Source organism: Pseudomonas tolaasii NCPPB 2192 (assembly GCF_002813445.1).
Lineage (GTDB): Bacteria > Pseudomonadota > Gammaproteobacteria > Pseudomonadales > Pseudomonadaceae > Aquipseudomonas > Aquipseudomonas tolaasii.
Genome location: NZ_PHHD01000001.1, coordinates 3,040,206 through 3,059,850 on the forward strand (window position 1 = coordinate 3,040,206; position 19,645 = coordinate 3,059,850).

General features: G+C 61.7%; 16 protein-coding genes. 6 read left to right on the forward strand and 10 right to left on the reverse strand.

The window, feature by feature from the left end; genetic code table 11:
* Positions 1 to 29: 29 nt before the first annotated feature.
* The 4 genes from ATI14_RS14085 to ATI14_RS14100 form a co-directional block, all read right to left on the reverse strand.
* Positions 30 to 1,280 (reverse strand): OprD family porin, encoded by a 1,251-nt coding sequence (locus ATI14_RS14085; protein WP_016970411.1) that lies wholly within the window; start codon positions 1,278 to 1,280, stop codon positions 30 to 32.
* Positions 1,281 to 1,450: 170 nt separating this feature from the next.
* Positions 1,451 to 2,908, reverse strand: a complete 1,458-nt coding sequence (gene adeC, locus ATI14_RS14090; protein WP_016970412.1) for an AdeC/AdeK/OprM family multidrug efflux complex outer membrane factor — start codon at positions 2,906 to 2,908, stop codon at positions 1,451 to 1,453.
* On the reverse strand, positions 2,905 to 6,066 hold the full coding sequence (locus ATI14_RS14095; RefSeq protein ID WP_016970413.1) for an efflux RND transporter permease subunit: 3,162 nt from the start codon (positions 6,064 to 6,066) through the stop codon (positions 2,905 to 2,907). The genes adeC and ATI14_RS14095 overlap by 4 nt, the downstream gene beginning before the upstream one ends.
* Before the next feature lie 3 nt (positions 6,067 to 6,069).
* Positions 6,070 to 7,218 carry an efflux RND transporter periplasmic adaptor subunit gene (locus ATI14_RS14100; RefSeq protein WP_016970414.1) on the reverse strand — a complete coding sequence of 383 codons (1,149 nt, stop codon included), beginning with the start codon at positions 7,216 to 7,218 and terminating at the stop codon, positions 6,070 to 6,072.
* Positions 7,219 to 7,483: 265 nt separating this feature from the next.
* On the opposite strand from ATI14_RS14100, the gene ATI14_RS14105 reads away from it, so the two are divergent.
* Entirely contained in the window at positions 7,484 to 8,116 is a 633-nt protein-coding gene (locus tag ATI14_RS14105; RefSeq protein ID WP_016970415.1) for a TetR family transcriptional regulator, read from the forward strand.
* A 383-nt stretch (positions 8,117 to 8,499) separates the two neighbouring features.
* Here ATI14_RS14105 and ATI14_RS14110 read toward each other — a convergent pair whose 3' ends face one another.
* The 3 genes from ATI14_RS14110 to ATI14_RS14120 are packed head-to-tail and all read right to left on the reverse strand — an operon-like array spanning position 8,500 to position 11,096.
* Positions 8,500 to 9,555 (reverse strand): alkene reductase, encoded by a 1,056-nt coding sequence (locus ATI14_RS14110; RefSeq protein WP_016970416.1) that lies wholly within the window; start codon positions 9,553 to 9,555, stop codon positions 8,500 to 8,502.
* A 31-nt stretch (positions 9,556 to 9,586) separates the two neighbouring features.
* Positions 9,587 to 10,753: an MFS transporter gene (locus ATI14_RS14115; protein ID WP_016970417.1), complete on the reverse strand. Its 1,167-nt coding sequence runs from the start codon at positions 10,751 to 10,753 to the stop codon at positions 9,587 to 9,589.
* A gap of 13 nt (positions 10,754 to 10,766) precedes the next feature.
* On the reverse strand, positions 10,767 to 11,096 hold the full coding sequence (locus tag ATI14_RS14120) for an ArsR/SmtB family transcription factor (RefSeq protein ID WP_016970418.1): 330 nt from the start codon (positions 11,094 to 11,096) through the stop codon (positions 10,767 to 10,769).
* A gap of 154 nt (positions 11,097 to 11,250) precedes the next feature.
* Here ATI14_RS14120 and ATI14_RS14125 point away from each other — a divergent pair, with 154 nt between their 5' ends.
* The gene (locus ATI14_RS14125) at positions 11,251 to 11,835 is read left to right on the forward strand and encodes an acyl carrier protein phosphodiesterase (RefSeq protein WP_016970419.1); all 585 of its coding nucleotides are present in this window, start codon (positions 11,251 to 11,253) and stop codon (positions 11,833 to 11,835) included.
* Between the two features lie 92 nt (positions 11,836 to 11,927).
* Here ATI14_RS14125 and ATI14_RS14130 read toward each other — a convergent pair whose 3' ends face one another.
* Positions 11,928 to 12,719 carry a lysophospholipid acyltransferase family protein gene (locus tag ATI14_RS14130; RefSeq protein ID WP_016970420.1) on the reverse strand — a complete coding sequence of 264 codons (792 nt, stop codon included), beginning with the start codon at positions 12,717 to 12,719 and terminating at the stop codon, positions 11,928 to 11,930.
* Complete coding sequence (gene olsB / locus ATI14_RS14135; protein ID WP_016970421.1) at positions 12,719 to 13,474, reverse strand: L-ornithine N(alpha)-acyltransferase; 756 nt, start codon at positions 13,472 to 13,474, stop codon at positions 12,719 to 12,721. The genes ATI14_RS14130 and olsB overlap by 1 nt, the downstream gene beginning before the upstream one ends.
* 233 nt (positions 13,475 to 13,707) lie before the next feature.
* Here olsB and ATI14_RS14140 point away from each other — a divergent pair, with 233 nt between their 5' ends.
* From ATI14_RS14140 to ATI14_RS14155, 4 genes are all read left to right on the forward strand, one after another.
* Positions 13,708 to 14,790, forward strand: coding sequence for a serine hydrolase domain-containing protein (locus ATI14_RS14140; RefSeq protein WP_016970422.1), 1,083 nt, complete (start codon positions 13,708 to 13,710; stop codon positions 14,788 to 14,790).
* Positions 14,787 to 15,101, forward strand: a complete 315-nt coding sequence (locus ATI14_RS14145; protein WP_016970423.1) for a hypothetical protein — start codon at positions 14,787 to 14,789, stop codon at positions 15,099 to 15,101. Before ATI14_RS14140 ends, ATI14_RS14145 begins: the two co-directional genes overlap by 4 nt.
* A gap of 182 nt (positions 15,102 to 15,283) precedes the next feature.
* The gene (locus ATI14_RS14150; RefSeq protein WP_016970424.1) at positions 15,284 to 15,862 is read left to right on the forward strand and encodes a YceI family protein; all 579 of its coding nucleotides are present in this window, start codon (positions 15,284 to 15,286) and stop codon (positions 15,860 to 15,862) included.
* 1 nt (position 15,863) lies between these two features.
* Complete coding sequence (locus ATI14_RS14155; RefSeq protein ID WP_016970425.1) at positions 15,864 to 17,021, forward strand: phospholipase D-like domain-containing protein; 1,158 nt, start codon at positions 15,864 to 15,866, stop codon at positions 17,019 to 17,021.
* 115 nt (positions 17,022 to 17,136) lie between these two features.
* On the opposite strand, the gene bglX is transcribed toward ATI14_RS14155, so the two are convergent.
* A complete protein-coding gene (gene bglX, locus ATI14_RS14160; protein ID WP_016970426.1) occupies positions 17,137 to 19,428 on the reverse strand; it encodes a beta-glucosidase BglX in 2,292 nt (763 codons plus the stop codon).
* Positions 19,429 to 19,645 lie beyond the last annotated feature (217 nt).

Genomic DNA, 19,645 nt, shown 5'->3' on the forward strand with positions numbered 1-19,645 from the left:
GCGCACCATACAGCAAGTCTGGCGACGGTTTACAGCAGGCTGATTGGGTAACTGACGATCAACCGGTTCTCGTCGAACTCATTGTTGCTGTAGTCGCGGCGCATGCTGGAATTGCGCCAGCGAACGTTGAGGTCTTTGAGCGTGCCGCTTTGCACGGTGTAACCCAGTTCGCTTTCGCGCCCCCATTCCTTGCCGTCGGTGACGGTGCCGGTGTGCACGTTGCTGCCGCTGATATAGCGGTTCATCAGGGTCAGGCCGGGGAGGCCGAGCACCACGAAGTTGAAGTCGTGGCGCACTTGCCAGGATTTCTCCCGGGCGTTGTCGTAGCTGGCGTTGTAGCTGTCGTTGGCGAGGGTGCCGCCGCTGGTACCGTTGACGCGCATCCACGCGCTGTTGCCGGTGAGTTTTTGCAGGCCCACGTAGAAGGTGTTGCCGCCGTAGCGGGCCGAGAACAGGCCGGACCAGGTCTTGTTGTCGAGGTCGCCCGCGCGGGCGCTGCCGTCGTCCTTGCCGTAGAAGAACCCGAGGTTGGCGCCCAGGGTCCAGTCGCCCAGCGGCTGGCTGTGGATCAGGTTGACGAACTGCTGTCGGTAGATGTCCTTGAGCTGGGCGTTCCACAGGCCGACCTGGGTGCGTTTGTCGTTGAACGCATACTCGCCGCCCTGGAAGTTGAAGCGGTCCGAGGTGAAGGCGGTTTTCCCGAACATCGACAGGTCCGTCATGCTGCTGTCGTCACGCGGGCTGTTGGCGCGGAATTGGCCGCCGTAGAGGGTCAGGCCGTCGATTTCCCTGGAGGTGATCTGCCCGCCGCGCAGGGTTTGCGGGAGTGAGCGGCCGTCGTCTGAGCGCAAGATCGGCAGCACCGGCATCCATTCGCCGACCTTCAATTCCGTCTTCGACACCCGCGCCTTGAAGGCCACACCCAGGCGCCCGAAGTTGTCGGCCGGGCGCCCGTCGTGGTCCAGCGGCAATAGTTGCGTGCCGCCGGTACCGCGCCCGCCGTCGAGCTTCTGTGAGTACAAGCCCAGCACGTCCACACCGAAACCCACCGTGCCTTGGGTGAAGCCGGAGCGGGCGTCGAGGATGAAACTTTGCGTCCACTCCTGCGCGCCGCCCTGGGCTTTGGTGGGGTTGGTGTAATTGCGGTTGAAGAAGAAGTTGCGCAGGTTGAGGTTGGCGCTGGCGTCTTCGAGAAAGCCGTGTTCTTCGGCGACGACGGGCAAGGCAAAGCTGGCGACAGCGGTGGCCAGCAACAGCTGGCGCGGGTGCAAAGTGCTCATGGCGAGGGACCTGTTGTTATTGGGGTTATGCAGGTGCCGGCCATGGTGCGTGGCGGGGCGGGCGGGATGAAAGTGGGGGAGGGCGGGTTGTGGGCGATGATCGAACGCAAGTTGGCGGGCATAAAAAAACCGCTTCCTGTCAGGGAGGCGGTTTTTTTGTCACTGCGCTATCAGAACAACTTCAGCGGCGGTGCTTCTTCTTTCAACGGCTCGTTCTTCGCGGTCTGCTCGTTCCAGCCACCGCCGAGGGCCTTGTACAGGTTGACCTCGCTGGTCAGCTGCGCCAGGCGGTCGGTGATCAGCGATTGCTGGGCACTGAACAGTTGGCGCTGGGCGTCGAGGAAGGTCAGGTTGCTGTCGACACCAATGCGGTAGCGACGCTCGGCCAGGCGGTAGTAATCCTGGTTGGCCGCGACGAAGCCACGCTGGGCGTCCAACTGCTGCTTGTAGGTCTCGCGTGCGGCGAGGCCGTCGGACACTTCCTGGAAGCCGGTCTGAATCGCCTTCTCGTAGTTGGCCACGTTGATCTCTTTCTGGATCTTCGAGTAGTCCAGGCTTGCGCGCAGGCTACCGGCGTTGAAGATCGGGATGTTGATCTGCGGGGCGAACGACCAGGTACCCGAACCGCCCTTGAACAGGCCGCCCAGGGTAGGGCTGGCGGTACCGGCGCTGGCCGTCAGGCTGATGCTTGGGAAGAACGCTGCACGGGCCGCGCCGATATTGGCGTTGGCCGCTTTCAGGTTGTACTCGGCCTGCACGATGTCGGGGCGACGTTGCAACAGGTCCGATGGCAACCCGGCCGGCACTTCGCTGAGCAGGTCATCCGACAGCGGTTTGCTGGTGATGTTGGCCGGCAAGCCGGCGCCCAGCAGCAGCGTCAGGCTGTTTTCGTCCTGGGCCACCTGGCGGGTGTAGCGCGCCAGTTGCACACGGGCGTTTTCCACCGAGGTGCGCGCCTGGCTGAGGTCGAGGGCCGAGGCCACGCCGACTTCGTTGCTGCGCGAGGTCAGCTTGTAGCTTTGCTCGAACGCGCCGAGGGTGTCCTGGGTCAGCTTGAGCAGTTCCTTGTCGGCCTGCCAGGTCAGGTAGGCGTTGGCCACACTGGCCACCAGGCTGATCTGGGTGCTGCGCCGTGCTTCTTCAGTGGCGAAGTACTTTTGCAGGGCTTCTTCACTCAGGCTGCGCACGCGACCGAACAGGTCCAGCTCGTAGGAACTGATCCCCAGGCCTGCCGAGTACTGGCTGTTGATGCTGGCTTCGCCGGTTTGCGACAGCTTGGCCGGAGTGCGTTGGCGGCTGCCGCTGCCGGTGGCCGAAACCGCCGGGAACAGATCGGCACGCTGGATCTGGTACTGCGCCGCGTAAGCGTCGATGTTCAGGGCCGCGACACGCAGGTCACGGTTATTCACCAACGCGGTCTGGATCAGCTGTTGCAGGGCAGGGTCATGGAAAAACTGCTTCCAGCCCTGCTCGGCAGCGGCCTGACCCGGCGCCTGGGCCGACGAATACGCCGGCCCCTGCGGGAACTGCGCGGCCACCGGCGCTTCGGGGCGCTGGTAGTCAGGGATCAACGAGCAGCCACTGAGCACGAATGCCGTGACGGCCAGGGAAAGTAGCGACTTGCTCATTGGCCAGCCTCTTTAGGAGTTTCAGTAGTGTCTTTCTTTTTACGTTCGCCGGCAGACGACACGGTTGCATAGAACAGTGGCACCCAGAAGATCGCCAGCACGGTGGCCGTGATCATACCGCCAATCACGCCGGTACCGATGGCGTGCTGGCTGCCTGAACCTGCACCGGTGGAAATCGCCAGCGGCAGTACGCCGAGCATGAACGCCATGGACGTCATGATGATCGGACGCAGACGCATGCGGGACGCTTCAATGGCCGCCTCGACGATGCCTTTGCCCTGCTCGTGAAGCTCTTTGGCGAACTCCACGATCAGGATGGCGTTCTTCGCCGCCAGACCCACCGTCACCAGCAAGCCCACCTGGAAGAACACGTCGTTGGACAGGCCGCGCAGGCTGGTGGCGATCAGTGCACCGATCACACCCAGTGGCACCACCAGAATCACCGCGATCGGGATCGACCAGCTTTCGTACAGGGCCGCGAGGCACAGGAACACCACCAGCAGCGACAAGGCGTACAGCGCAGGCGCCTGGGAGCCGGACAGACGTTCTTCGTACGACAGGCCGGTCCAGGAGTAACCGACACCTGCCGGCAAGTCCTTGGCAATGCGCTCGACTTCCGCCATCGCGTCACCGGTACTGTAGCCCGGTGCCGGCGTACCGAGGATTTCCATCGCCGCTACACCGTTGTAACGCGAGAGCTTCGGCGAGCCGTAGATCCACTTGCCCGACGAGATGGCCGACAACGGCACCATCTTCCCGTCGTTGCTGCGCACGTACCATTTGTCCAAGTCTTCCGGGGACATCCGGCTGGCCGCGTCACCCTGTACATACACCTTCTTCACCCGACCACGGTCGATGAAGTCGTTGATGTAGCTGCCACCCAGGGCAATCGCCAGGGTCTGCTGGATGTCCGCGAGGCTGATGCCCTGGGCGCTGGCTTTTTCGTCGTCAACGGTCAGCTCGTACTGCGGCTCATCGTTCACGCCGTTGGGGCGCACACCCGCCAGGATCTTGCTTTGTGCCGCGGCGCCGAGGAACTGGTTGCGTGCAGCCATCAGTTTCTCGTGGCCAACGCCACCCTGGTCTTGCAGGAACACGTCGAAACCGGTGGCGTTACCCAACTCCAGAACCGAAGGCGGCACGATGGCGAACACCATGGCGTCCTTGAAAGCGCCAAAGAAGTAACCCTGGGCACGCTTGGCCACTTCGAATACCGACTGGCTCGAGTCACGCTCGTCCCATGGCTTGAGCATCACGAACGCAAGGCCCGAGCTCTGGCCACGGCCGGCGAAGTTGAAGCCGTTCACGGTAAATACCGAGTTCACGGCCTTGCCTTCGCCCGGCTCGCCTTCCTTGTCGTTGAGCAGGAAGGCCCGCATGTCGTCGATGACTTTCTGCGTACGTTCAGCCGACGAACCCACCGGTGTCTGTACCTGGGCGAAGATCACACCCTGGTCTTCCTCGGGCAGGAACGCACTTGGAATGCGGGTGAACATCCAGATCATGCCGGCCAGGATCAAGGCGTACACCAGGAATGCCGGGAGCTTGTGCTTGATCATGCCGCCCACACCGCGCTCGTACTTCAGTACGCCGCGGTCGAAGGTGCGGTTGAACCAGCCGAAGAAACCGCGCTTGGGTTGGCCGTGTTTTTCCGGGTCGATCGGCTTGAGCATGGTGGCGCACAAGGCCGGAGTGAAGATCAGGGCAACCAGCACCGACAAGGCCATCGCCGACACAATGGTGATGGAGAACTGCCGGTAAATCACACCGGTGGAGCCGCCGAAGAAGGCCATCGGCAACAGAACCGCCGACAGTACCAGGGCAATACCCACCAGGGCGCCCTGGATCTGGCCCATGGATTTGATCGTTGCCTCTTTGGGCGACAAGTGTTCCTCGGCCATTACCCGTTCGACGTTTTCCACCACAACGATGGCGTCGTCCACCAGCAAGCCGATGGCCAGGATCATGCCGAACATGGTCAGGGTGTTGATGGTGAAACCGGCGGCCGCGAGGATACCGAAGGTGCCCAGCAATACCACCGGAACAGTCATGGTGGTGATGATGGTGGCGCGGAAGTTCTGCAGGAACAGGAACATCACCAGGAACACCAGCACGATCGCTTCGACCAGGGTGTGCACCACACCGGAGATCGATTCGGTCACCACAGGCGTGGTGTCATACGGCACCACGGCCTTCATGCCAGGCGGGAAAAACGGCTCCAGGGACGCCACGGTGGCGCGGATGGCCTTGCCGGTGTCCAGGGCGTTGGCACCCGCCGCCAGCTTGATCGCCATACCGGAAGCCGGTTTGCCGTTGAACTGTGCACTGATGCTGTAGTTCTGGCCGCCCAGTTCGATACGCGCCACGTCAGCCAGGCGAACCTGGGAGCCGTCGGCGTTGACCTTCATCAGGATCTTGCCGAACGCTTCCGCGGTTTGCAGACGGGTCTTGCCGATGATGGTCGCGTTCAGTTGCGTGCCGGGCAGGGCAGGCAAGCCACCCAGTTGACCGGTCGCTACCTGGACGTTCTGTGCCGCGATGGCGTTGCTGACATCCACCGGCGTGAGCTGGAAGTTGTTCAGCTTGGCCGGGTCGAGCCAGATACGCATGGCGTATTGCGAACCGAAGACCTGGAAGTCACCGACACCCGCAGTCCGCGAGATCGGGTCCTGGATGTTGGACACGATGTAGTTGGACAGGTCGTCCTTGGTCATGCTGCCGTCTTCCGACACCAGACCGATCACCATCAGGAAGTTCTTCACCGACTTGGTCACGCGGATACCCTGTTGCTGCACTTCTTGCGGCAGCAGCGGGGTCGCCAGGTTCAGCTTGTTCTGCACCTGAACCTGGGCGATGTCCGGGTTGGTACCCTGGTTGAACGTCGCGGTGATGGTCATGCTGCCGTCGGAGTTACTGTCCGAGGCGACGTAACGCAGGTTGTCGATACCGTTGAGCTGTTGCTCGATCACCTGCACCACGGTGTCCTGCACGGTTTGTGCAGACGCGCCCGGGTAGGTCACCTGGATGTCGATGGCGGTCGGCGCAATGGCCGGGTATTGGTTGATGGGCAACTTCAGGATCGACAGTGCCCCGACCAGCATGATCACCAGGGCAATTACCCAGGCAAAAATGGGACGGTCGATAAAAAATTTCGACATGGATTACTCCCCTTTACCAGCGGCGGCAGCAGGCGCTGCAGCACTTCCGGCGGGTTTGGCGTTGTCAGCGTCCTTGACCTTGACCTCGATGCCCGGCTTGATGAATTGCAGACCTTCGGTGATCACGCGGTCACCGGCGTCGAGGCCTTTTTCCACCAGCCAGTAGGCACCGGCCGTGCGGTTGGCGACGAGTTGACGTTGCTCGACCTTGTTGTCCTTGTTCACGATCAGCGCGGTCGGAATGCCCTTGAGGTCACGGGTCACGCCTTGCTGAGGTGCCAGGATGGCCTTGCTGTTCACACCGGCTTGCAGTTGGGCGTGCACGAACATGCCAGGCAACAGGGTGTGGTCGGGGTTGGGGAACACGGCGCGCAGGGTGACCGAACCGGTGGTCTGGTCGACCGACACTTCGGAGAATTCCAGCTTGCCGTCCTGGGCGTAGGCGCTGCCATCTTCCAGGGTCAGCTTGACCTTGGCCGCGTTGTCGCCGGCTTTTTGCAACTGGCCGCTTTCCAGGTCGCGGCGCAGTTTCAGCATTTCAGCCGAAGACTGGGTGACGTCGACGTAGATCGGGTCCAGTTGCTGGATCACGGCCATGGCGTCGGTCTGGCCATTGCTGACCAGCGCGCCTTCGGTCACCGAAGAACGGCCGATGCGACCGGAGATCGGCGCGAACACTTTGGTGTAGCGCACGTTGATCTGGGCGGTTTGAACGTTTGCTTCGGCGGTCATGCGGTTGGCGACGGCGGTGTCGTATTCCTGACGGCTGACGGCCTGTTCATCGACCAACTGCTTGTAGCGGTCGGTGATGGACTTGGTCTGGGTCAGGCTGGCCTGGGCGCTTTTCAGGGTGGCGTCATACACCGACGGGTCGATCTGGTAGAGCTGCTGCCCTTCCTTCACGTCCGCGCCTTCCTTGAACAGGCGCTTGAGAATGATGCCGTTGACCTGAGGGCGAACTTCCGCAATGCGGTAGGCCGTTGTACGGCCCGGCAGTTCGGAGGTCAGGGTAAAGGCTTGCGGTTGAATGGTGACCACGCCGACCTGAGGGGTTTGAGCGGGCGGAGCCGCTTCTTCCTTTTTACATCCGCTGAGCAGCGATGCCAGGGCGACGGCAGTGACCAGAGCGGTAACAGCTGGCTTAAGTTGCATGAAGATCCTCGGGTCAGGCGCGCAAAGAGCGCACAAGAAGTGTGGAAGGGTAAAAAACAAGCTGTGAGTAGATAAGTAGCTTGCTACGCAATATACTTACGTTCATGGTTGTTTGTAAACTCTTGACAGGCTGCGCGGAATGTTGACAAAGCAACGCCCGAAGCCTCGATTTTAGTACGTTCGGCGCCCATGACGGTGTCGTCCCACAATTATTCAGATGATGGTCAAGCACCATCCACAGTGTCCCGATTGAGGTTTTACTGCCATGGTTCGTCGCACCAAAGAGGAAGCTCAGGAAACGCGCAGCCAGATTCTCGATGCCGCCGAGCAAGCCTTCTATCAGCGCGGCGTCGCGCGCACCACGCTGGCGGACATCGCCACGTTGGCCGGCGTGACGCGTGGCGCCATCTATTGGCACTTCAGCAACAAGTCCGACCTGTTGCAGGCGCTGCTCGACACGCTCCACGAGCCCCTGGACGACCTGGCCCGCGCCAGTGAAAGCGAAGACGAAGTCGACCCGTTGGGTTGCATGCGCAAGCTGTTGATTCGTCTCTATCATCAAGTGGCCCTGGACCCGAAAACCCGGCGCATCAACGAAATCCTGTTTCATAAGTGCGAGTTCACCGATGAAATGTGTGACATGCGGCGTCAACGTCAGACCCACAGCCTTGAATGCAACCTGCGCATCGGCCTGACATTGCGCAACGCGGTCCATCGCGGGCAACTTCCGGAAAACCTGGACACCACGCGGGGTGCGGTGTGCATCCATGCCTTTATCCACGGGCTGATTGGCCAGTGGCTGCTGGTACCTGACAGCTTCCAGCTGCACCAGGACGCCGAGCGTTGGGTGGATGCAGGGCTTGACATGCTGCGCCTGAGCCCCAGCCTGCGCAATTAAGACAAAATGCGTAATTGCGTCCAGTTGTGTCAACAGTAAAGTCCAGAGACAGTCAATCGTCCCTTTGCCTTATTGGTGGGGTGACTTTATATACGGGCTGGCGGAGGGTTGATAGGTAGCCGCCTAAGTATTTTGTAGCAATATTGTTGCAAGGCTGTGAAGGAATGTTTCCTGACCTTCGTACGATCGTTCCCACGCTCTGCGTGGGAACGCATCCTGTGACGCTCCGCGTCACGCTTTGGGTGCGGACGCAGAGCGTCCAGGGCGGCATTCCCACGCAGAGCGTGGGAACGATCCATAAGGCTGTGAAGGAATGTTTCCCAGCGCCCATGAAAAAGCCCCGGTTCCTGCGAACCGGGGCTTTTTCGTTTCAGCTTTTTACATTACAGCGCCAGTGTCGGGTAGTCGATATAACCGACCGGGCCTTTGCCGTAGAAGGTTTCCGGGTGCGGTTCGTTCAGCGGTGCATCGGCCTTCAAACGAGCCGGCAGGTCCGGGTTGGCAATGAACGGTACGCCGAAGGCGACCGCATCTGCCTTGCCGGCGGCCAGCCACGCATTGGCGCTGTCTTTGGTGAAGCGCTCGTTGGCGATGTACGCGCCGCCAAAGGCTTTCTTCAGTTGTGGGCCGAGGCTGTCGCCGGCTTCTTTCTCGCGCGAGCAGATGAAGGCGATGCCGCGCTTGCCCAATTCGCTGGCGACGTAGGTGAAGGTTTCCGCCAGGTTGTCGTCGCCCATGTCGTGGGAGTCGGCGCGTGGTGCCAGGTGCACACCTACGCGGCCTGCGCCCCAGACCTCAATGGCGGCGTCCGTCACTTCCAGCAGCAGGCGTGCACGGTTTTCCAGGGAGCCGCCGTAGTTATCAGTGCGCTTGTTGGTGCTGCTTTGCAGGAACTGGTCGAGCAGGTAGCCGTTGGCGCCGTGGATTTCCACGCCGTCAAAGCCTGCAGCCTTGGCATTTTCGGCACCGGTGCGGTAAGCGTCGACAATGTCGGCGATTTCAGCGGTTTCCAGGGCGCGCGGGGTCGGGTAGTCGGCCAGTGGGCGTACCAGGCTGACGTGGCCCTTGGGCTGGATCGCGCTCGGTGCCACCGGGCTTTCGCCGTTCAGGTAGGACTCATGGGAAATACGCCCCACGTGCCACAGTTGCAGGAAAATCTTGCCGCCGGCGCCGTGAATGGCCTTGGTCACATTGGCCCAGCCGCGGACCTGGTCGTTGGACCAGATGCCTGGGGTGTCCGGGTAGCCCACGCCCAATGGCGTTACGGAAGTGGCTTCGCTGAGGATCAGCCCGGCGGAAGCGCGTTGTACGTAGTACTCGGCCATCAGCGAGTTGGGCACGCGGCCTTCATCGGCGCGGCAACGGGTCAGCGGCGCCATGATGATGCGGTTGGACAATTCCAGGTCGCCCAGTTTGATCGGATCGAAAATAGTCGTCATGGGATAACAGCCTTCTCTTTAAGTGGATTGATCAGTTGGTCGCAGGGGCCAGGTCGGCATCGCCGCCCTGACGGAAAGTAATCAGGGTCACCAGCAGCGCCAGGATCGCCAGGGCAGCCGCGGCCAGCGGCACGCTGGTCAGGCCGAAACCGTGGGCAATCACTGTGCCGCCAACCCAGGCGCCGAGGGCATTGCCGATGTTGAAGGCGCCGATGTTCAGGGTGGACACCAGGTTCGGTGCCGCCTTGCCGAAGGTCACCACGTTGATCTGCAATGCAGGCACGGCGGCAAATGCGGCGGCTGCCCACAGGAACAGGGTGATTTCAGTCGGGATCACCGCGGCGCTGGTCCAGGTCAGCAGGGTGGACACTACCGCCATGCTGATGAACACGCCGATCAGGGTGGCAGCCAGGCGTTTGTCTGCCAGCTTGCCGCCAATGATGTTGCCCACGGTCAGGCCCAGGCCGATCAGCAGCAGGGTCCAGGTCACGCCCTTGGGCGACACGCCGGTGACATCGCCCAGCAACGGCGCGACGTAGGTAAAGAGGGTGAACATGGACGCGGAGAACAGCGCGGTCATGGTCAGCGACAGCCAGATGCCGGCGCCCTTGAGGGCCTTGAGTTCGGCGCGCATGTCGAGTTTTTCTTCGTCACGCTTGGCCGGCAGGAAGCGGATCAGGCCGATCAGCGCGATCACGCCGATCACCGTCACGGCCCAGAAGGTCGAACGCCAGCCGGCCTGTTGGCCCAGTGCAGTACCCAATGGCACGCCGAGCACGTTGGCCAGGGTCAGGCCGGTGAACATCAAGGCCACGGCCGAAGCACGTTTGTTGGCCGGCACCAGGTTGGCGGCGACTACCGAACCGATACCGAAGAAGGCACCGTGGCACAGGGCGGTGACCACACGAGCAAACATCAGCACGTTGTAGTCACTGGCCAGGGCGCAGAGCAGGTTGCCGATAATAAAGATGCCCATCAACGCTACCAGGGCGGCCTTGCGTGGCAGTTTGGCGGTGGCCAGTGCCATGAACGGTGCGCCGATGGCCACGCCCAGGGCGTAACCGGTGACCAGCCAGCCGGCGCCGGGAATCGATACACCCAGGTCCGTCGCCACGTCGGGCAGCAAGCCCATGATGACGAACTCGGTGGTGCCGATGGCGAAGGCGCTCAGGGCCAGTATGAGGAGCGAGAGGGGCATTTGGGTTTCCTTGTTACAGCGCCGGTGCGCTGATATCTGGTTTGAGCTCGGTGATGAGCGCATCGAGGAAGGCCTGAATGGTTTCCTCGTTGCGCTTGAAAAAGTGCCACTGCCCGGCCTTCTGGCTGCTGATCAAACCCGCCCGTTGCAGCGTGGCCAGGTGGGCCGACACGGTTGACTGCGACAAACCGCAGCGCTGGTCGATTTGCCCGGCGCAGATGCCGTACTCGTGGTTGTGCACTTGCTCGGGGAATTGCACTTTCGGGTCTTTCAGCCAGGTGAGGATGTCTCGTCGTACTGGGTGTGCCAGGGCTTTTATTATTTCGTCGAGGTCGATGGACATGGCGGTTGCTCGGTTTCGTAAAGCGTTATATCGCGATGAGGCGAACTTTAAATCGGTCTATCCCGATATACCAATATGATTTTGGTCTTAATCCAGAATGAATCGGTATATCGGGTTATAACGATACGTGAATGGCAGTGATAGACTGCGCGCCATGAATTATCTCGCACATCTGCACCTGGGCGGCCAACTTCCTGCGCAACTGCTGGGCAGCCTCTATGGCGATTTTGTCAAAGGCCGCCTGCAGGGCCAGTTCAGCCCGCAAATCGAGGCGGCGATCCAGTTGCACCGTTCGATCGACCGCTTCACCGACAGCCACCCGCTGGTGGGGGAGGCGCTGTCGCGCTTCAACCTGACGCGCAAGCGCTACGCGGGGATCGTCCTCGATGTGTTTTTCGACCATTGCCTGGCGCGGGATTGGGCGCTGTATGCAGACCAGCCATTGGAGCGCTTCACCTCGCAGGTGTACCGCGTGCTGGCGGCCGAACCGCAGTTGCCGGGGCGGCTGGCGCAGATTGCGCCCTGGATGGCGGCGGATGACTGGCTGGGCTCGTATCGTGATTTTGCGGTGATGGAGCAGGTGCTGCGCGGGATTTCGCGGCGGCTGTCGCAACCGGAGGAATTGGGGTTTGCGATGCAGGAACTGCGCGAGTTGTATGAGCCGTTGAGTGCAGACTTTCGGATTTTCTATCCCGAGCTACAGAAGTTTGCACAGGCCCAACTGACTGCCGGGATCTAAATGTGGGAGCAGGCTTGCCTGCGATAGCAGTCTGTCAGTTGAAAGAAATGTAGCTGACCCACCGCTATCGCAGGCAAGCCAGCTCCCACATTTTAAGCAGCGAATGCAGGTCTGGCGCCTACCTGTTCTGCTTCCGGCACCGGTCCAAACAACACTTTCTGCACCGCCTGCTGTGCCTGGAACGCCAGCGCCGCGCGTTCCTGCCCGGCGCAGGCAATCGGCTTGAGCACATGAATTTCCACATCGCCCTGGTCATTGCCAAACAACCGCATCAGGTGCGAGAGCAAATCATCATCGCCAATAAACGGTGCCAGCGCGTCCACTTGGCCGTCGCGCAAATAACGGATCGCCACCGGTTGCAGCGAAACATTCGCATCAATCGCACTGGCCAGCAAACGCCCGTGGAACGTGCGCAGGCTGCGCCCGTCGGTGGTGGTGCCTTCGGGGAACATCAGCAACGGATGCTGTTGTTCCAGATGACGGGTCATCTGTTTGCGGATCAATTGGCTGTCGCCCGAACCGCGGCGGATAAACAGGCTGCCGGCCTTGGCCGCCAACCAGCCGGCCACCGGCCAGGTGCGCACTTCGGCCTTGGACAGAAACGACATCGGCGCCACCGCGCCCAGCAGTGGAATGTCGGTCCAGGACACGTGATTGCTCACCCACAGCATCGGCTGCGTCGGCAGTTCACCGTGAACCGTGACGCGAAAGGGCAGGGCATTGGTCAGCCGCGCCATGAAAAACCGCGACCAGCGCTGGCGTCGCACCATCGAGTTGGCAATGCCCAATCGCTCGAACAGGCCGAACACACTGGCCATGCTCAAGCCCAACGCTACCACCAGCAGCACGCGGGCAATGCGCCCGTACACCCGCAGGCGGCTCATTACATGGCCGCCTTGAAGTGGCGGGCGTAACGCGGGCACAACTCGTCGCGCTTGAGCAGGATGAACACGTCGGCGACCTGGAAGTCTTCGTCCCAGCACGGCTCGCCGCAGATCTTCGCGCCCAGGCGCATGTAAGCCTTGAGCAGCGGCGGCATTTCGGCGATGACGTTGGATGGCAAGTCGAGTGCCGGCAGCGGTTTTTTCGGCTCGGCGCGCAGGTGTTCGTTGCACAGGTAGCGTTCGCGCAGGCGCTGCATGATCGCGTGGGCCTGGACGCCACCGTCGTGCATCGGGATGCTCGCGCAGCCCATCAGGTAGCTGTAGCCGCCCTGGTTCAACACTTCGGCCAACTCGCCCCACAATACGGCGATGGTGCCGCCGTTGCGGTAGGCTGGGTCGACGCAGGTACGGCCGATCTCCAGGATCGGGCCCTGCAAGTGCAGCAAACCGTGCAGGCTGAATTCTTCTTCGCTGTAGAACCGGCCCAGGGTGCTGGCGGCCTGGTGGTCCAGCAGGCGGGTGGTGGCCACCAGTCGACCGCTGTTCATATCCCGCACGCCGATATGGCTGCAGTGAACATCATAATCATCCATGTCCAGACCGTGTTCTGCGCCCTTCAGCTTGGCGTTGAACTCGCCGCTGAAAACGTTGAAACGCAGGGCCTGGGCTTCCTGCAAGGCCTTCGCGCCGATCAGGCGTTCGGCTTGCAGGCGGCGTTCATTGCCGGTGTCGCTGATGCGGGCGATCTGAGTCATGGCGAATCTCCGAGTGCCGGCCACATACCGGCCGGTCGACTTGTTTGTCCAAACTCAGGCTATGTAGGCTCGGTGTCAGCTCCATGAAGTTACGGTGACGGTTGGATGACAGGGGTTTGGGCATCTGCGTTACCCGGATAACGGCGGTGCCCCGCCAGCAAACCGTAACAAAACCGTCATCCACCTCGTCTAGCCTCGCGGGCACGAATGCCCCCTTGATTGAGTTAGCGTCCATGCTCAGAGGCTTGCTGTACGTCGCCCTACTGTTTGTCACACTGACAGCCCACGCCGACACCTGGCCCGACAAGGACTGGGCCAAAGGCACTCCACTCACCGGCCCCGCGGTCGACGCTCTGGACGCCTACGCATTCCCGCCGCGTGACGACGCCACCCGCCAAGGCGTGCGCACTGACGCGTTGCTGGTCATTCGCGACGGTCAAATCATCTACGAACGCTATGGCGCGCCCACCACGGTCAGCACGCCACACCTCACCTGGTCTGTCAGCAAAAGCATCATGGCGACGGTATTGGGCGTGGCCTATGGCGAAAACCGCTTCAAACTCACCGACCCCGCCGCGCGCTTTTACCCGCCGATGAAACAACACCCCAAAGTCACCATGGCCGACCTGCTGCACTGGGCGTCGGGCCTCGACTGGCAGGAAGACTACGAATACGCCCCGCTGAATTCCTCGGTAGTGGCGATGCTCTACACCCGTGGCCGCAGCGACATGGCCGAGTTCGCGGCCGACACCGAAGCCGCCGCGGCACCGGGCCAGGTATTTCGCTATTCCAGTGGTGACAGCAACATTCTGTCTGCCACCCTCAAAGGCATGCTCGGCCACAAGGCGTACATGAGCTACCCGTGGGATGCGTTGTTCAAACCGCTGGGCATTCGCAACGCCACCTGGGAAACCGACGCCGATGAAACCTTCGTCGGTTCGTCTTATGCCTACCTCACCGCCCGTGACCTGGCGCGCATAGGCCTGCTGATGGCGCGGGACGGCCGCTGGGGGGAGCAGCAATTGGTGCCCAAGGATTGGGTCGCCTTCAACCGCAAACCTTTCGATCACTACCAGGCCGGCCAGGACGAAGCCGTCGCCGGTGGGCAATGGTGGCTCAACCGCGAAGTGCAGGGCGCCGCCCGACCCTGGCCTGACGCCCCCGCCGACACCTTCGCCGCCCTCGGGCATTGGGGCCAGGCCCTGTTCGTGATGCCCGACGAACACCTGGTGATCGTGCGTTACGCCGACGACCGCGACGGCACTTACCGCCACAACGAACTTCTCAAACGCGTACTCGCGGCGGTGCAACCATGATTCGTCGTCGACCCTTCACCAGTCTCTTCCTGCTGATGTTGCTCGCCTTGCTCGGGTGGATCTGGCACGAGCGCGTCAACCTGCAGGCCTTCCCCGATATCATCGCGGCGTACACGGCCAAGGAGTACTGCTCGTGCCGTTATGTGGAGAACAACCCGGCCGAGTATTGCCGGGGTTATGTGAAGCAGTACGTGCCCACCAGTGCGTTCAGGGATAACCCGGAGCGCAGTGAGGTGACGGCGAGTGGGTTGGGCCGTACGCATACGGCGCGTTGGTTAGGCGACCGACAAGGCTGCCGCCTCAACCCCTGACACACAAAAAACCTGTGGGAGCTGGCTTGCCTGCGATGCGGGCAACTCGGTATTTCAGACAGACCGGGGTGATGTTATCGCAGGCAAGCCAGCTCCCACACAAACCAGTTGCCACATTGGGTTTGCGCCGTTCATGACATTGAGCTTAAGGTTCGGGCAGGTTTTTTGCCCCACGAGTCTTTATGTTCAATCCCAAACCCCTGGCCTTCGCCCTGTTGGCCGCCGCCGTGCCTGCCCACGCCGACTGGTACCTGGATAACGAATCCTCGCGGCTGTCGTTCGTCACCACCAAAAACACCGAAATCGCTGAAGTCCAGCGCTTTCTGGTGTTGCACGGCAAGGTCGACAGCAAAGGCGCGGCGCAGTTGGAAGTGGAGCTGGAGTCGATCAACAGCGGTATCCCGCTGCGGGACGAGCGCATGCGCAATGACTTGTTTGAGATCAAGACATTCCCGGAAGCGTTGATCAGTGCGCAGATCAATCTGCAACCGATCAACGACCTGGCTCCCGGCGCGCAAATCGAGCTGCGCCTGCCGCTGTCCGTCACCCTGCGCGGCAAAACCCAGACCTACAGCGCTGAAATCCTGGCCACGCGCCTGGATGACCGACGCTTTCAAGTCGTCACGCTGGAGCCGGTGGTGCTGCATGCCGAAGATTTTGATCTGGCGCCGGGCGTCGCCGCGTTGCGCAAAGTGGCGGGGCTTGAGTCGATCAGTTTGTCGGTGCCGGTGGGTGCGGTGCTGATCTTTACGGCGCGCTGACATGAGCGGCGCGGTGTTCCCGTGGCGCAGCGCCAACCGCTTCGAGTTGTTGATCGACGGGCCGAGTTTCTTTCCGCAGATGCTGGTGGGCATCGCCCGGGCCGAGCAGCAGGTTGACCTGGAGTTGTACTTGGTCGAGGCCGGGGCGTGCGCCGACGCGATGGTGCAGGCACTGGTGCTGGCCGCCGAGCGCGGCGTGCGCGTGCGTTGTCTGTTTGATGATTACGGCAGCCTCGCGTTTACCCTGGGTTTGCGCAAACGCTTGACCGATGCCGGCGTGGAACTGCGTTTTTACAATCGCCTGAGCTGGCGCCGCTGGATGCGCAACTTGTATCGCGACCATCGCAAGCTGTTGCTGATCGACCAGAACGTCGCCGTGGTCGGCGGCACCGGCGTGACCGACGAATTCTGGACGCCCGGCCAGGACACTGCCGAGTGGCACGAAGTGATGGTGCAAATCAGCGGCCCGTTGGTACTGGACTGGCAGGCGCTGTTCGACCGCCAGTGGCATGCCAACGCTGCGCGCCGTGAATGGAAACCCGCCAAACATTTTGGCTTGCCACGGTTGCCCAAAGTGCCGGCGACCGGGCCAGGGCTTGGCCGCGTGGCTTACGCCGATGCCCGTCAACACCGCGATATCCTGCAATCGCTGATCCGCGCCTTGAACAGCAGCCAGCAACGCATCTGGCTGGCCACGCCGTACTTCCTGCCCACCTGGAGCGTGCGCCGGGCTTTGCGCCGGGCGGCCGGGCGCGGTGTGGATGTGCGTTTGCTGCTGACCGGCCCGCGTACCGATCACCCTTCGGTGCGCTACGCCGGGCACCGTTATTACCCGCGCTTGCTGCGCGCCGGGGTGCAGATATTTGAATACCAGCCGTGCTTTCTGCACTTGAAAATGGTGCTGGTGGACGGTTGGGTCAGCGTCGGCTCGTGCAATTTCGATCACTGGAATTTGCGCTTCAACCTGGAAGCCAATCTGGAGGCGCTGGACCCGGAATTGACGCTGGCGGTGGCGGGCAGTTTCGAGCGGGATTTCGCCCAGAGCCAGGCCGTGAGCCTGGAGGCGTGGAAGTCGCGGCCATTGTGGCGGCGGGTGAAGCAGCGAGTGTGGGGCTGGATTGACCGGCTGGTGGTCAACCTGTTGGATCGGCGGGGGTAGCGAGAACGCCGTTAATCACTTGTGGGAGCTGGCTTGCCTGCGATAGCAGTGGTGAATGTTCCACCGATATCGCAGGCAAGCCAGCTCCCACATTGACTGTGTTTGCAGTACTGGATCAGAGCAATTCGAACGTCTGCTGCTGCACATCCTGGGAATCCAGCCCGATCTGCACATTGAACTCGCCAGGCTCCGCCGCGTACTTGAGCTGGGTGTTGTAGAACTTCAGCTCTTCTTCGGTGATGGTGAAATGCAGCGTGCGCTCTTCACCGGCCTTGAGCATGACCTTCTGGAAGTTCTTCAGCTCCTTGATCGGGCGGATCATCGAGCCGGCCACGTCCTGGATATACAGCTGCACCACGGTTTCGCCGTCGACCTTGCCGGTGTTTTTCACTGTGACACTGGCGTCGAGCTTGCCGGTCTTGTTCAGGGTGGTGGACGACAACGCCATGTCCGACAGGCTGAACGTGGTGTAGCTCAGGCCATAACCGAACGGAAACAGCGGCCCGGTGATGTCATCGAAGTACTGCGAGGTGTAGTTGCCCGGCTTGCCCGGTGTGAACGGCCGGCCAATGGTCAGGTGGTTGTAGTAGGTCGGAATCTGCCCGACCGAGCGTGGGAAGGTGATCGGCAGCTTGCCCGACGGGTTGTAGTCACCGAACAGCACGTCGGCGATGGCGTTGCCGCCTTCGGTGCCGGCGAACCAGGTTTCCAGGATCGCATCGGCCTGTTGGTTTTCGTCGAGAATCGACAGCGGGCGGCCGTTCATCAGCACCAGCACCAGCGGTTTGCCGGTGGCTTTGAGGGCCTTGATCAGGTCGCGCTGGCTTTGCGGGATGTTCAGGTCGGTGCGGCTGGACGATTCGTGGGACATGCCACGGGACTCGCCCACGGCGGCCACGATCACGTCGGCGTTTTTCGCGGCCTTGATCGCATCATCGATCAGTACCTGCGGCGAGCGAGGGTCATCCACGACTTCCGGGGTGTCGAAATTGAGGAAGTTGAGGTAGTCGACCACGGCCTTGTCATTGGTGATGTTGGCGCCGCGCGCATACACCAGCTTGCCTTTGCCGGCGAGGGCGTCGGTCATGCCTTTGAGCAGGGTCACCGATTGCGCAGGGCGGCCGGCGGCGGCCCAGCTGCCCATGATGTCGATGGGGGCATCGGCCAGCGGGCCGACCAGTGCCACGGTGGCGGATTTTTTCAGCGGCAGGGCGTTGTTCTGGTTTTTCAGCAACACCAGGCTGCGGCGCGCGATGTCGCGGGCGTCGGCGCGGTGCAGGCGGTCTTCGGAATAGGTGTCGGCCGGGTCATCCTCGGCCTTGCCGATGCGCAGGTACGGGTCCTTGAACAGGCCCATGTCGTACTTGGCGCCGAGCACTTCACGCACGGCGTTGTCGATGTCGCTTTGCTGGATCTCGCCGGATTTAAGCAGGCCGGGCAATTCCTTGCCGTACAGCGAGTCGTTCATGCTCATGTCGATGCCGGCCTTGATCGCCAGCTTCGCGGCTTCACGCCCGTCCTTGGCCACGCCGTGCTTGATCAGCTCGACGATTGCGCCATGGTCGCTCACGGCCAGGCCCTTGAAGCCCCAATCCTTGCGCAGCAGGTCGTTCATCAGCCAGGTGTTGGCGGTGGCCGGTACGCCGTTAATCGAGTTCAACGCCACCATCACGCCGCCGGAACCGGCCTTGATCGCCGCGTGGTAGGGTGGCAGATAGTCCTGGTACATCTTGACCGGGCTCATGTCGACCACGTTGTAGTCGCGGCCGCCTTCCACCGCGCCATACAGGGCGAAGTGCTTGACGCTGGCCATGATGCTGTCGACGTTCGCGGGGCTGGCGCCCTGAAAGGCCTTGACCATCACTTCGGCAATACGCGATACGAGGTAGGTGTCTTCGCCGAAACCTTCGGAGGTGCGGCCCCAGCGCGGGTCGCGGGAAATGTCGACCATCGGCGCAAAAGTGATGTCGAGGCTGTCGGCGGCGGCTTCCTGGGCGGCGATGCGCCCGGAGCGGCCGATGGCGTCCATGTCCCAGCTGGAGGCCAGGGCCAGGCTGATCGGGAAAATGGTGCGGTGGCCGTGGATCACGTCATAGGCGAAGAACATCGGGATCTTCAACCGGCTGCGCATCGCCGCGTCCTGCATGGGGCGGTTTTCCGGGCGGGTGATAGAGTTGAACGTGCCACCGATGCGTCCGGCGGCGATTTCCTTGCGGATCAGCTCGCGCGGCATTTCGGGGCCGATGCTGATCAGGCGCAATTGGCCTATCTTTTCATCGAGGGTCATCTGCTTGAGCAGGTCGTTGACGAACGCGTCCTTGTCCTTGAGTACGGCGGGCGCTGTTTCGGCCCAGACGGGATGGCAGGCCAGTGTGGCCACTAGGCCGAGCAAACACAGCTTCTTCATGAATATCCTTTCGTGGCGTACTGCGCAGCGACAAAGGGCACGCTGCTCGGCCAAAGTGTTGGAACATATGTTGTTGTTCGGGTGTTATGTCAGACGAATGCAGCACACATCTGAACTCTGGTGCGTGCCTGGCATCTTTTAGCTGATTGGCTGCAAGCATGCCAGTGGTGGCCGATTATGCCCCAGGCGCAGGTTTTACAGGGTTATCAAATTTCAC